Raw genomic sequence first — 13,072 nt, 5'->3', positions numbered from 1 at the left:
TTTATTTTAACATTGCTTTTTCTGCGTCTGTCATGGTCTTAGACTGAGTTGCAAACTTTTTAATATAAGTTTTCAGCGCTGCGTTTTGTTTGCTGTAATTATTTAAAAGAAAAGCTTTGTCGTCTTTTAAGCTTCCTCGATAACCTACAATTTTCGGGATATTTTCCTGAACGCTCATTCTTATAACTCTCAATTCTGCGTTACTTGGATTGCTTTTAATAATGCTTTCAAGACTTGTTGCTCCGGATTTTACGAGGGCTTTTCTGTTTTTGGTTACAATTTTAGCCTCCATTATTTTCGCAGCAGCTTTGTAACCGTTTGTTACGGCATCAGAACCAGTTTGCTTTTCAGCGATATCAATGAAACTTTGTGTATTTGCAGTTGACGAATTGGCCTTTTCATAGCTGTTTCTTAAAGCATCAAGATCAGATTGAAAGAATAGAAAAAAAGCAGTCAAAAACGAGAAAATAAGTTTCATAAGGTCTATTTTTTATAGTTTACCGACATTTTTAATGCAATAGTCTCGCCAAAAGAAGTCACGTTTTTTACTTTGATTTCTTCTTCGCTTTCTTTAATATCTAATTGCAGCGTTAAATCCGGTGTCTCAAAAGGATTTATGATGGCCATAAACTTTACATTGGATGCTGATTTTAGAAATAATTTCTTCCCAGTAAATTCTTCAGTCAGTTCTTTTACAATCTGCATCATACAAACTCCGGGAGTTACAGGATTTCCTGGGAAATGGCCTTTGAAAATATCATTATTTTTATTCAGGAAAATATGAGCAATAAAACTTCCGTTTTCTGCTTTTTCAGAGGACTTTAAAGTGTAAAAATCTGTAAGAATGGTCTGCATTATTTATTCAGTTTCGGTGATTTGAAATAGTTTTATATTGATTTTAAAATCTTTATGTTGAAGATTTAAACTATCCGCGAAGATATGTTTTTTTGCATCAAAAGTGAAATCGACTTTTTCCTTATTGTTCTTTGTATAAATGATTTGCTTGAGCAGATTATTTTCTTTGTTGAAAAATAAATAATAATTTTTCTTCTCAATTTTTGAAAGATAAATCTTAGAATTTTCATTTTCAAAACTTTCATTCACAGGATATCTTTGTCTTAAAAGTTCCTGAAAATCATTCTTCAAAAAATTAATGACGATTTTTTTATCTAAATCCGGAAGAACGTAATTCAGTTTAAAATCATTTTCCGAAACTTCAAAATCAATCAATTTATTTCCAAAATCTGAAGTTAATACAACACGATGTGTTGTTTCCTTGATTTTTTTGATAATTAAAATTCCACTGATGTGATTTTTATAAATATCCATTTGACATTTATACACATAATCTTCGTTGGAAGAAAAGTATAGATTTTCAACTGTTTTTTCAGAATTTGAAACAGGTTTTACATCTGTAAGCTTATACGTTTTACAGGAAACAAACAGTAAAACAAACAAACTATAAAGAAAACTCTGAAGCAGGAATCGGCGCATTGATTTTTGTGTTTTTGAAAACAATATTCGTTGTATCTCCCGAAGCTTCTGTCATATTTACTTGCGAAACTGTCGTTTGATTTTTAGGGAAATGAAGTTCAATTTGTTTGATATATTTCAATAATTGAGCAGATTTAGGAGTGAACTTTGCGATATTGAAATTTCCATTTTTTAAATATTCCACAGAAAATTCTGGGTCGCTGAACATTTTTCCGTTTGAGCTGCCGACAATCAGTTTATTGATTTTTTCAAAAGTTTTGCTTTTGGCATCTACCGAAGATTTTTTTCCCTGGTCATTGATGAAAATTTTATTTTCCTTAAAAATAATGCTGTATTGATAAGGTTTTGTGTATTTCCAGCTCAGCGTATTTGGCGATTTTAAAGACATTTTACCGGACGTGATAATGCTTTTATCCAAAAAATCCATTTTTTTAGTTTGAATAAAATCGGCTTGTAAAGTTTTTATTTCTTTGGTTTCCGATGAAACTTTAGTTACAAACGCTTTTGCTTCCGCTCCGGACATTGCTGTATTTTGTGCAAAAAAGAAGCTTGAAGCTAACAAAAACGCTCCGAAAGCAATATTTTTAATCATTATTTTATTGTTTAAATTTAACCACAAAAGGCACAAAAGTTTTTTATAACACTTAAGTTACTTGAAGTTAGCAATTCGACGTATTAAGAGAACACATTAGTTTTTTGAAAATCTTTGATTTTCGTCTTATGTGAATTTCTGTTTTCAAAGTATTAAACTTAAAAAAAACTAATGTGTCCAAAAACTTTTGTGACTTTTGTGGTTAAAAAATTATTAATCAACCTTAAAAGTTGAATATTTTTTTTCCTTCAAAAATAGCAATAAATCTACCAAAACATTATACGTTTTTTCCGAAGTATCGTGAAGAAGAATAATGCTTCCTTTTTTCAGGTTTTTGGTGACTTTTCTAAAGATTTTCTTTTCATTTTCTGTGATTGTATCCAAAGAACGTACATTCCAGCCAATGCTTTTTTTCTGAGTTTTCCGGATTGCTTTTGCAATATTCGGATTGGTAACTCCGAAAGGTGGTCTGTACAAATCGGTTTTTAGATTTCCGACTTTCAATATCATTTCATCACATTTCTCAATTTCCTCAATCATTTTTTGAGTTGATAAAAAACCCGTATTGTTTGAATGCGAAAACGTATGATTTCCAATCGTGTGGCCCTCTGCAATAATTCTTTGAAAAGTTTCGGGATATTTTTCAATCTGTTTTCCGATACAGAAAAAAGTAGCTTTTACGTTATTTTCTTTTAAAATATCTAAAAACTTAGGAGTAAATTCTGTAGGTCCATCATCAAAAGTTAATGCAACTTCTTTTATTTTGGTTCTTTTATGCGTAAAACTATTGACAAAATATCCTAACCGAATATCAAAAGAACCCCAAACTACAACCGCTGAAAACACTAAAAACAAAAACAGATACACCCAAAAACTTCCTTGAAACGCATAAATAAAAACGTTACAGAAAAGATAAAATAGGATAAATGGGTAATGTTTCATCTTTATTTTTAATTATTGGTTCTCCTTGTTGCCGTCTGTTTTGTCATTCACAATGTAGCGAAGCGAAATGAAGAATCTAAATGGTAAAGTTGAGATTCTTCCTTCGTCAGAATGACAAAGAGACTGTTTTACTTTGCTGAATGAAATCAAGCTTTCTCCAACAAAACCAAACTATGGTCATTTCCACCCAAATGATTATATAAAAGAATGTTTTTAATTTCTTTTTTCTTTAAATCATTAATCATCATCACCTCCGGAATTTCCTGATTTTTCAAAATATGGCAAGCCATAAATGTTGAAAAACCACTTGCCGTATTGAATTCTCCGCTCAAATGTTTATAATACAACAATGCTGAATTTGAAAATAAATCCATTGCTTTCGTATAATAAGTATCAGAACTTTTATCTCCGCTGAATCCTAAAATAGCAGCATCAATTTCATCATTTTTCAGATTGTTTTTAGCTAAAAAATCTTCAATAAATTGTTGAGTTTCTTCTAAGTCTAATTGATTACTTAATTGAATATCTTTTAGTTGAGCGTAAGAATTTTCTGTTTTATCTTTTCCTAAGACAAAAAAACTGGCGCCTTCACCCCAAATAACACCGTCAGTTGTCGAGTTTAAATAATCAACGGGAAAATTTTCTTCTTTTTTAATGGTATTGTTTAATTTATACAATTCCATTGTTCTGTTTGTTTGTTCGTCTGTAGACCCCACTAAAATGGCTTCTGCTTCACCATCTAAAATCTGAAGTTTCGCATCCAGCATTGAAAATTCCAATGAAGATGAAGTGTTGACGTACGTGAAATTATAGCCGTGGCATTGTAATCCCAAAGCAATTTGTCCGGAAACCGTATTGTGAGTGGATTGAATGAAAAAAGTCGGAGTTAAAAACTCTTCATTATTTTCAAGGACATTTTTTAAAAACTTTTCAGAATCCTGCGAACAGCCCATTCCTGTACCAACAATTATGGCAGTAGGATTTTCTATTCCAGCTTCTTTCAAAGCATATTGAGACGCAACGGTGCTCATTTTTACTGTTTTAGACATTCTTCTGCTTGCTGCAGGCGGAATGAATTCCTTGTAATTAGGCTCAATTGCTTTTAAAATCTGAACTGAGTTTTCAGGTTGTAAATTTTGGAAAAAGTTTTCGTTTAAAGTGTCCTGAACTGAGATGCAGGCTGCACTGTTGATGTAAACTGCACTCACGATTTTGAAAAAATTAAGGTTGAACAATTTCCTCCAAATCCAAATGAATTGGAAAGAACGTGATTGATATTTTTCTCTTTGAGTTCAGTAACCGGAGTCAAATCAAATTCTTCCATCTTAGTTTTAAAATTAAGATTCGGGAAAATGATATTATTCTGCATTGCCAAAATAGAATAAACTGCTTCAATTCCTGCAGCTGCAGCCAAAGTATGACCTGTAAATGCTTTTGTAGAACTGAATTCCGGGACTTTATTTTCGCCAAAAATTCGAATCATCGCAATTCCTTCCGATAAATCATTATTTGGAGTTGCCGTTCCGTGAACGTTAATATAATCAATGTTTTCTTTATCTAAACCTGAAACTTTCAAAGCTTTTTCCATTGCTAAAAATGCACCTTGTCCGTTTTCTGAAGAAGCAGTTTGATGATGTGCATCATTAGCGTTTCCATATCCTGAAAGATAGGCTAAAACTTTTTTGTTTTCTTTTTTCACGATTTCATCAGATTCCAAAACAATAAAAGCAGCGGCTTCACCTAAATTTAGACCTTTTCTATCGTTATCAAAAGGCGTGTTGTAAGATTCCGTCAAAATCATCAAGGTATTAAATCCATTCAGAGTAAACTTTGAAAGAGAATCTGTTCCGCCGACAATTACACGATCCAAAACACCATTTTTAATGAGCTTTGCGCCCATCATAATTGCATTTGCTGCAGAAGAACAAGCCGTACTAATTGTAGAAACCATTCCTTTCAAACCTAATAAATCTGCAATAGCCAATGATGAATTTCCGGCATCGTGAGAGTCAATATATTTTTGCTTTTCAGGGAAATCTTCGTAAGTGTAGAAATATTTTTCGGTGATATCCATTCCGCCAACGCTGGTTGAGGAAATGAGCCCGGTTTTATATTGATTAATATCCGAAATTCCGGCACTTTCTACAGCTTCTTTTGCAGCAACCATTCCTAACAAAGCAGTTCTTGTTACGTTGTTATCTTCAGCGAGCTGAAGTTTCTGTATCAATTCTTCATTAGACAACTTTATCTCACCAGTTTTAATAGTTCCAGTGTGGCGTGTTTCAAACATTTCAATGTCTGAAATCCCGTGTTTACCAGTCGTCAGCGAAATAAAATTTTCCTCGACATTGTGACCAATGGAGGAAATAATGCCCATCCCTGTAATGGCAATTTTTTGACTCATCTTTTGCAAATGTAACAATGTATCAATGTAACAGTTTACCAATTGCTAGACTGTTATATTGATACATTGGTATATTAATTTATTTTGTTCTGTTTTCTTCGATGAATTTTGCCATCACTTCGATTGATTGGAAGATTTCTTTTCCTTTTTTAGGGTCAGATAATTTGATTCCGTAGTCTTTGTCAAGAAGTACAATCAATTCCAAAGCGTCGATAGAATCCAATCCAAGACCGCCACCGAATAACGGGTCTGTATCTTTGATTTCTTCTATTGCAACGTCTTCAAGGTTAAGAACTTCTATAATTTTTGTTTTTAATTCTAATTTTAAATCTTCCATAAAATAAATTTCATTTATAATGTACTAATGTATCAGTTTAACAATGTACCAATGATGTTTGGGGTAATTAATTATTGGTAAACTGTTACATTTTTATATTGTTATATTACAAAGTAAGCAAATATACAAAAGCTTTATAACTTTCCTGATATAGTTCTACCCAGCCACACAAGACTTTTTCAGCTTTTCCTGATTGTAAAATCTGTTCTGCATATGAGCTTAAAAAATCTTCATCAAATTCATCCAAAACGAAAAAAGCATTTTGGGTCTGCATTTTATGTTTTATGCTGATTTCACCAACACAAATATTCGGTAAAGTGTACACAAAAACAGCAGGACTTGGGAAATAATTTTCCTGAGAATTAATGCTTTCCTGATATTTAAAATCAGTGTCTAAGCTTGATGATTTATTAGCAAAAATCAATGCTGTTTTGCTGTGATTTTCGTTTTTCAATATCATTTCAGAAGCAAGAAAAGTGAGTTTGCTTAAGTTATCCATCTTATGAAATTTAGGATAACTTAGTTCTAAACTTTTATAAGCTTCTTTCGCAAAGTCTGAGAAATTTTCGGTTTCGGATTCAAAAATAATTTCGTTGTTGAGAATGATTTTTGAATTTTCTATGGTGCAAATGTCTGTTTTCTTCATTAATAGGTTTCAAAAAGTTTAAGGCTTTTTCTCTAGATTTTGATGGGTGTTGAAAACAGATAGTACAATGATTTTGTTATCAATAATATCAAAAACTATGAGATAGGGAAACTTTTTAATAAAAGCTTCTCTATAATTTCTTTTAAGCTGAAAATGTTTTGGATTGCTGAGGATTCTGCGAAAATAATTATTTATCTGTTTCATAAATTTTTCTCCCAAAACTTTTTGTGCATTCTCATAATAAATGTATGCTTCCAAAATTTCAAGACTGGCTTCTTCTTGTATGATTAATTCATCAATCATTTTAAAGCAGATTTTGCCTTTTCTTTAACTTCCTCCCAAGTATAAGATTTACTTTCTCCTGTTATGTATTTTTCTCTTCTTTCATTTAATTTGTCGTAATGCCAATCAGGAATTGTAGGATAATTATCTTCTTGTTCCTCAGCATCAATAATTCCATTGATAATACGTAAGATTCTCTCATCTGCAATATCAATGAAGTCGTGAATTCTTTTTCTGATTTCTAAAGTAGATTCCATTTCCTAAAACTTTAATTCTATCAAAATTACAAAATTATTTTATGCTTTTTCCAAAACAATTGCTGCATTACATCCACCAAAACCCGAAGCTGTTTTCAGAATATATTTGATTTCTGCCGATTGGTTTTCTTTAATAATATTTAAATCTTGAGAAACTCCCATTTCTTCGAAGTTTTTAGACGGAATTAAAATGTTATTCAACGCAGATTCCATAGAAATAATACTTTCCAATAAACCTGAAGCTCCTAAACAATGTCCGTAATATCCTTTCATACTATTCAAAGGAACATTTTGTAATTCCATTCGGTTGAAAGCGATGGCTTCCATTTCGTCGTTGTAAATGGTTGCTGTTCCGTGAGCGGAAATAAAATCGATTTGTTCTGCTGAAACTTTTGCTTCTTTCATTGCATTTTGAATGCTTGCAAACAATCCGTCGCCAGTTCTTGATGGGCCCGAAATGTGATTAGCATCATTGATTGCTGAATCTCCTAAAACTTTAAATCTAAATTTTTTGGTTTCTGATGGAGTTGAAGTAATATACATTGCAGCAGTTGCTTCGCCCAAATTGATTCCGTTTCGATTTTTATCGTAGGGTTTGCAAGGTTCGCTTCCGATTGCCTGAAAAGAATTGAATCCTGAAATCACAAACTCAGAAATCTCGTCTCCTGCAATTACAAAAGCATCTTTATATTTTCCTGCTTGAATCATATTTTTCGCTACAGAAATCGCCATTACTCCGGAAACACAGGCGTTGGAAACCACAATCGGTTTAGTTTTAAATCCAAAAAAATCAGCTAATTTTTGAGCTAGCTTTGACAAATAAACGCCTTCCGGTAAATCTGTTTTATTTTTTAATAAACTGATATTTCCTTTTGTAGTCGATAAGATAAAAGCGGTGTCATCTGAAATGGGATGTTTTTCAACTAAAGGTTTTAAACTCAATAAAAACATTTTTTCAAGTCTCGTAAAGTTGTCATTCTGAGCGGAGTCGAAGAATCTCTTAAATTCCTCTTCCAATTTCTTAGAATCAATTTTAGAAACAAAAAAAGCTTCAAGATTATCGCTAACTTGATGCAAAGCTACACCGGATTTCCCTTCTACAAGTGCTTTCCAATTTGATTCTATATCAAAACCTAAAGGTGTGACGCAGTTGTAATCAGTAATGTAAATTTCTTTTATCATAAACCCATTTTATCTTTCCAGGTTTGAAAAAACTCAGGATTGTACAAACATAAATTATTATCAGAATCCAAGAAAACCTGAATGGTTTCTCCTGAACAAACCAATTGGTTTTGCTGATTGAAAATCTCGTATTTGTAAATCAACTTCGCGGAAACAGAATTTACAAAAGTGGTAACAATGTTGAAGGTTTCGCCATATTTTAAAGGAAGAAAATGTTCGCATGTGCTTTTCACAATCGGTGTTACAAATCCTGCTTTCTGAATATCGAGATAAGTTAAGCTGTGCTGTCTTCCGAAAGCTTCTCTTCCATCTTCAAAATACACGATATAATGACCGTGCCAAACAATTCCGAGCGGATCTGTTTCGTTGAATCGTACGCGAACTTCCTCGGTACAAGTTAAATCTTTAGACTGCATTTTTATTTTCTTTTTTTAACCACAAGGGGCACAAAGTTTTTCACAAATTATAATCAAATGTTTTATTGTGTGATAAAATTTAAATTCAATTATCAGGTCGCTCTTCTAGAGCTTTAATTCAATCAATATCTATTTGTTATTAACAGTTCGCTTCTAATGAAGCTTTGCAAAGTCCCATCGGGACGTACTGTTAGTAGGAAGAAATGAAGTCCCAAAAACAAAGCTCCAGAGGAGCGAACTGTTAGTTTATCTTGTAAACATTGAGTTCTTAAATTTGTTTATATTTTTATCGGACAAACCATAAACCAAATATTTCTGTTGATTCATTCATTTTAATTCTACTTTCAACTTTGCCAAAGTTTGGACTCTTGATTAGGTTGACAAAACGTGAATTTTCTACGAAATCCCTAGCCCTGATGGGAACGGCATCCTTTTTTGTCATTGCGATTGCTGAAAAGTTCTATAGATTGATTCACGTCATTCGCAATGAGAAAAAAGATATAGTGAACAGCAGGTTCTAGGCTCTTAAAATAAATCAAACACTATTTTGTTTCCTCTCATAAAATAAAGAAATGGTAACCATTGCAATATAAAATAAAAATAAGAAAATCAATTCTTTAGCAATTTCACCAAGTCCGCTGTTTCTCAAAATAATATCGTAATAGGCATTCAGTCCCCAATTCATCGGAGAAAATGCGGCGATTTTTTGCATAAATTCTGGCATCAGAAAAACAGGAACCCAAATTCCGCCAACCGCTGCCAAAACAACCACAGAAGTCGCTCCAAACGGCGCAGATTGTTCCTGAGTTTTTGCAACAGTTCCCAATAAAACGCCAAATCCAATCGCTGCCAATCCTGCAAAAAGAGTGACAATGATAAGGTGGAACATTTTTCCGGTCACATCAAATTGCGGTAAATCCATATACGGGAAAAGCCAAACCCCAACTGCAACCATCAATAAAAACTGAATGATGCAAATGATGAGATATGTAAATGTTTTTCCTAAAATATGGATGTAGTATGGAGTCGGACTCACACGAACTCTCACGCTCGTTCCCTGACTTTTTTCTTTAACTAAATTAATAGACAAAGGAACGACGATAAAGAAAATTGCAAACAATGCCCAAGCCGGAACGTTGTGTTGAACAGAATTTGGCATCAATTCTTCTTTGCCTTTGTTCGGAGTGATTTCTTTAAAAGTAATTAAGCTTTTATTTTCAAGGTCTTCGGTTGTTCCTAATTGGTCTTGAAAGGCTTTGTATATTTTTTTATTCTCGATTTCAAAAACCATTTTATTAATGGCGTTCATTACTGAATTTTTGAAACCTGCGTTGGTTGCAGGGTCGAAATAGAGATGAATATCTTTGGTTTTTGAAGCCACCGCTTTTGTCGCCGTTGAATCACTTTCCAAACCAAATGAACTGACAATGGTCTGGACTTTGGAATCGATATTTGAATTTAAATCTTTCGTTAAGTTTTCAGGAATAACGATTGCCATTTGATAATCTCCTGAAAAAACTGCGTTTTGAGCAGATTTTTCATCATAATTTGTCAGTAAATCAAAGGTTTTGCTACGTTGCAGTTCCAGTTTGATGTTTTTAGAAATTTCAGATTTATCGTTATCAATAAAAATAATCGGAATTTTTGAACCTTCCAGATTTTTAAAAGTAGAATCCTGAATTAAAGTAATCGTAATAATCAGAAGCAAAGGCATTAAAAATATAATGACAATTCCACCTGAATCTCTTTTCAGCAACTGAATTTCCTTGATGAAACTTCTCCACAATTTATACAACATCTCTCAATTCTTTTCCGGTTAATGAAATGAAAACATCTTCAAGGTTTTCGGCATTGGCAACTCTTTCAACCAATTCTTCAGGTGTTCCTGTCGCGTGGATTTTTCCGTGGTCTATGATGGCAATTTTTGTGCAGAATTCTTCCGCTTCCGAAAGGTGATGTGAAGTATAAATAATGCACGTTCCTTTTTTATTTAAATCTAAAAGATAATCAATAATTGCTTTTTTGGACTGTACGTCAACACCAACAGTCGGTTCGTCCAGAAACAATACTTTTGGGTTGTGGAGCGTTCCTGCAATCAGATTGCAACGGCGTTTCATTCCACCTGAGAACTGGTCGACCTTTTTATTGGCGAATTTAGACAAGCCCATTAATTCTAAAGCATTATCGATTTCTTTGTGAAGATTTTTATGTTTTAAACCATACAAACTTCCAAAAAATAAAAGATTTTCTTTAGCTGTTAAAGTAGGGTAGAGCGCATATTCTTGAGGAACAACACCAATGATTTGTTTGATTTTTGAGGCATCTTTTTTAGGTGACAGCCCGTTGATGGTAAAACTTCCTGAAGTTGGTTTGATTAATCCTGAAAGCATAGAAATCAATGTAGTTTTTCCAGCTCCGTTGGGACCAAGAATTCCGTAGATTTCATTTTTATCGATGTTCAAAGAAATATCATTAACCGAAAACTCTTCCGAATTTTTGTATTTCTTGTAAAGGTTTTTTATTTCGATGATATTTTCCAAACTATATCGCTTTTCTCAGTTTTTTATAAAAAGCTTCTTCCAAATCGGCAATATGCAGCATTGATTTTGAAAGCTGATTGTAAATATCGCTTTTCGAATTTCTGTTTTTGTAAACTCTGGCAATATCCACCGCAAAATCTCTCCAAAGGTCGCCGATTGCAGTAATTTCTTTAGACAATTCTTTCAGTTCGTCATTTTTAAGAATTACAGCAGCTTCCTGCAAAAATGCACCGTAAATAAATCTGAATCCGCCACCGCCGGTTCCTATTTCTTCCTGCATTCTGATTAATTGCCCAAGATAATGATTGGTTACTTTCGTACCTTTCTTTTCTGCCCATTTCGGGATGCTTTTTGCGACCCAGCGCATTGCTTTTACTCCAATTAACGGAACTGGAGCCAGCATATTTTTACAGGTATCTTTAATTCCTTTTTTAATCGCTTCTTCCAGATTTACATTTTCCGGAATGTGAGTTGGAAAGTACATATGACCTTTTGGAGCGAGTGCACCTTTTGCATAACGTACTTTTTCTAGCTCGGCTTCAGACAATGTTGTTGCGAAATCCATTACAGGATCACTGATGAGGAATTTTCCATCTTCTTTTCCATAAACTACAAGATTGTGAGCATTGAAATGGAATTTATATTCTTCAGGAAAATAAGTAAGGTTAAAAACCCCAACCTGTAAACCTGTAGGTATGTTTTGTTCTAAATTTTTCTCTAAAGCCGTTTGAGCTTCCTGAGGATTTGAGAATTTTTGTCTTTTAATTTTAATTCCCAATCTTTTTGCTGCTTTGCTGAAAATAGCTCCTGGCATCGGACGGTAACTAAAACCCGGAGCAAAATTAACTTTCAAAAAAGGAAGATATACAAAAAACAGACCTGACCCGATTCCGAAGATCATAGGTTCGCTGAGTTTCAGACCTCTGTTGAGAAGTAGATTGGAGGCAACACCGTTTTCGCAATGTGCAGTTTGGTGGTGTTCAAAATTGATCTTCATTTTTTATTTGCCGTTGAAATTTTTTAATTCATCTACCGAAATCTCAAATGCATCTGCATATTTTTTGAGGGTAGAATCGCTGAGTTTTTTAAAAAAATTGGGTTTTGCATGTCTTTTCACAGTCCATTGCCACATATTAACGTAAGCTGCTAAAACCTGCATATCCATTTTATTTAATTCCATAAAATAGACGATAGGACTTACCAAATTGTTTGCCACATTTTGTTTTGCTTCTTCGATGCGTTCATTAATGAGCTCCATCGATTCTTCGAGAGCTGCTTTTTTGGCATCCCAACCAATGCTGTTTGCTGTGGTGTAATTGTCATTTTCATCAGTCACATACAACACTTCGGTCATATTTGCTGATTGTAAATTACTCTCGTCCTGAGGAAGATCTTGCTTTTTCACCCGAAAATATTGATGTTAATTATCTTTAAAATCTAATTGGCTAAAATAATAAAAATGCAGGACATAAGATTGTGCTATTTTTTTTAACCAAAAAGCTGTTTAAACTAATTTGAAATTTAACCACAAAAGGAACAAAAGATAATTATAAAGCTATTATTAGATTATCAAAGTTCTCAAAAGAATAAAAAATCAAAGATTTTTAAAGATTTTTGTGTGTTTTTTTTCTTTGTACTCATCAACTTTAGATAAAAGTATCTAAATCTTTTGCCTCTTTTGTGGTTAAATAAAAAGTTTAAACAAGTTTCAAAATAAAAAAGCGCGAAGAAAATCTCAGCGCTCTAACAATAAAAAAGGAATTAAAGTTTATTGACGTACTCTCTGAAGTTTTTTTGTCAGAGAATTTATTGGAAGATAAATTACAGATATGGCTAGAAACAGCATGGTGATCATTGCAAAAAATTCTGTAAAGCGCATTGTCATGCTTGGTTCTTTTATATCACCATCCATAAGAAAGCCTATGGTTGTAATAATTGCTGAGACTGTAAAAATGTTTAAAAGTTTTCTTTTCATTGTAT

Annotated in this window: 18 protein-coding genes; all 18 read right to left on the bottom strand. The window is 33.0% G+C overall.

All coding sequences use genetic code 11. The features are described from left to right. Position 1: 1 nt before the first annotated feature. On the bottom strand, positions 2-478 hold the full coding sequence (locus tag AB671_RS07595; protein WP_066678230.1) for a hypothetical protein: 477 nt from the start codon (positions 476-478) through the stop codon (positions 2-4). A 5-nt stretch (positions 479-483) separates the two neighbouring features. Beyond that, a complete protein-coding gene (locus AB671_RS07590; RefSeq protein ID WP_157444162.1) occupies positions 484-855 on the bottom strand; it encodes a 3-hydroxyacyl-ACP dehydratase in 372 nt (123 codons plus the stop codon). Positions 856-858: 3 nt separating this feature from the next. Beyond that, positions 859-1,494 carry a hypothetical protein gene (locus AB671_RS07585; protein ID WP_066678231.1) on the bottom strand — a complete coding sequence of 212 codons (636 nt, stop codon included), beginning with the start codon at positions 1,492-1,494 and terminating at the stop codon, positions 859-861. Next, positions 1,460-2,086 carry a LolA family protein gene (locus AB671_RS07580; protein ID WP_066678232.1) on the bottom strand — a complete coding sequence of 209 codons (627 nt, stop codon included), beginning with the start codon at positions 2,084-2,086 and terminating at the stop codon, positions 1,460-1,462. Before AB671_RS07580 ends, AB671_RS07585 begins: the two co-directional genes overlap by 35 nt. Before the next feature lie 213 nt (positions 2,087-2,299). Beyond that, positions 2,300-3,028, bottom strand: coding sequence for a polysaccharide deacetylase family protein (locus tag AB671_RS07575; RefSeq protein WP_066678237.1), 729 nt, complete (start codon positions 3,026-3,028; stop codon positions 2,300-2,302). Positions 3,029-3,174: 146 nt separating this feature from the next. Beyond that, a complete protein-coding gene (locus AB671_RS07570; protein WP_066678280.1) occupies positions 3,175-4,236 on the bottom strand; it encodes a beta-ketoacyl synthase N-terminal-like domain-containing protein in 1,062 nt (353 codons plus the stop codon). Continuing rightward, positions 4,233-5,432: a beta-ketoacyl-[acyl-carrier-protein] synthase family protein gene (locus AB671_RS07565; RefSeq protein WP_066678239.1), complete on the bottom strand. Its 1,200-nt coding sequence runs from the start codon at positions 5,430-5,432 to the stop codon at positions 4,233-4,235. The genes AB671_RS07570 and AB671_RS07565 overlap by 4 nt, the downstream gene beginning before the upstream one ends. Positions 5,433-5,511: 79 nt before the next feature. Next, positions 5,512-5,769 carry a phosphopantetheine-binding protein gene (locus tag AB671_RS07560; RefSeq protein WP_066678241.1) on the bottom strand — a complete coding sequence of 86 codons (258 nt, stop codon included), beginning with the start codon at positions 5,767-5,769 and terminating at the stop codon, positions 5,512-5,514. Positions 5,770-5,875: 106 nt separating this feature from the next. Beyond that, positions 5,876-6,415: a 3-oxoacyl-ACP synthase gene (locus tag AB671_RS07555; RefSeq protein ID WP_066678243.1), complete on the bottom strand. Its 540-nt coding sequence runs from the start codon at positions 6,413-6,415 to the stop codon at positions 5,876-5,878. Between the two features lie 18 nt (positions 6,416-6,433). Next, entirely contained in the window at positions 6,434-6,718 is a 285-nt protein-coding gene (locus AB671_RS07550) for a type II toxin-antitoxin system RelE/ParE family toxin (RefSeq protein WP_066678244.1), read from the bottom strand. Beyond that, positions 6,715-6,954, bottom strand: a complete 240-nt coding sequence (locus AB671_RS07545) for an addiction module protein (RefSeq protein ID WP_066678245.1) — start codon at positions 6,952-6,954, stop codon at positions 6,715-6,717. Before AB671_RS07545 ends, AB671_RS07550 begins: the two co-directional genes overlap by 4 nt. A gap of 39 nt (positions 6,955-6,993) precedes the next feature. Further along, positions 6,994-8,136, bottom strand: a complete 1,143-nt coding sequence (locus tag AB671_RS07540) for a beta-ketoacyl synthase N-terminal-like domain-containing protein (RefSeq protein ID WP_066678246.1) — start codon at positions 8,134-8,136, stop codon at positions 6,994-6,996. Further along, positions 8,133-8,552, bottom strand: a complete 420-nt coding sequence (locus AB671_RS07535) for an acyl-CoA thioesterase (protein WP_066678247.1) — start codon at positions 8,550-8,552, stop codon at positions 8,133-8,135. The genes AB671_RS07540 and AB671_RS07535 overlap by 4 nt, the downstream gene beginning before the upstream one ends. 535 nt (positions 8,553-9,087) lie before the next feature. Continuing rightward, positions 9,088-10,350, bottom strand: coding sequence for an ABC transporter permease (locus AB671_RS07530; RefSeq protein WP_066678249.1), 1,263 nt, complete (start codon positions 10,348-10,350; stop codon positions 9,088-9,090). Beyond that, the gene (locus AB671_RS07525; RefSeq protein ID WP_066678251.1) at positions 10,340-11,092 is read right to left on the bottom strand and encodes an ABC transporter ATP-binding protein; all 753 of its coding nucleotides are present in this window, start codon (positions 11,090-11,092) and stop codon (positions 10,340-10,342) included. The genes AB671_RS07530 and AB671_RS07525 overlap by 11 nt, the downstream gene beginning before the upstream one ends. 1 nt (position 11,093) lies before the next feature. Continuing rightward, complete coding sequence (locus tag AB671_RS07520; protein WP_066678253.1) at positions 11,094-12,089, bottom strand: BtrH N-terminal domain-containing protein; 996 nt, start codon at positions 12,087-12,089, stop codon at positions 11,094-11,096. Between the two features lie 3 nt (positions 12,090-12,092). Further along, complete coding sequence (locus tag AB671_RS07515) at positions 12,093-12,497, bottom strand: hypothetical protein (RefSeq protein WP_066678255.1); 405 nt, start codon at positions 12,495-12,497, stop codon at positions 12,093-12,095. A gap of 363 nt (positions 12,498-12,860) precedes the next feature. Next, positions 12,861-13,067, bottom strand: coding sequence for a hypothetical protein (locus AB671_RS07510; protein WP_066678257.1), 207 nt, complete (start codon positions 13,065-13,067; stop codon positions 12,861-12,863). Positions 13,068-13,072: the final 5 nt, after the last annotated feature.

The sequence above is a fragment of the Chryseobacterium sp. BGARF1 genome, assembly GCF_001677955.1.
Taxonomy (GTDB): Bacteria; Bacteroidota; Bacteroidia; order Flavobacteriales; family Weeksellaceae; genus Chryseobacterium.
This window is presented reverse-complemented; position numbering and strand designations above follow the sequence as displayed.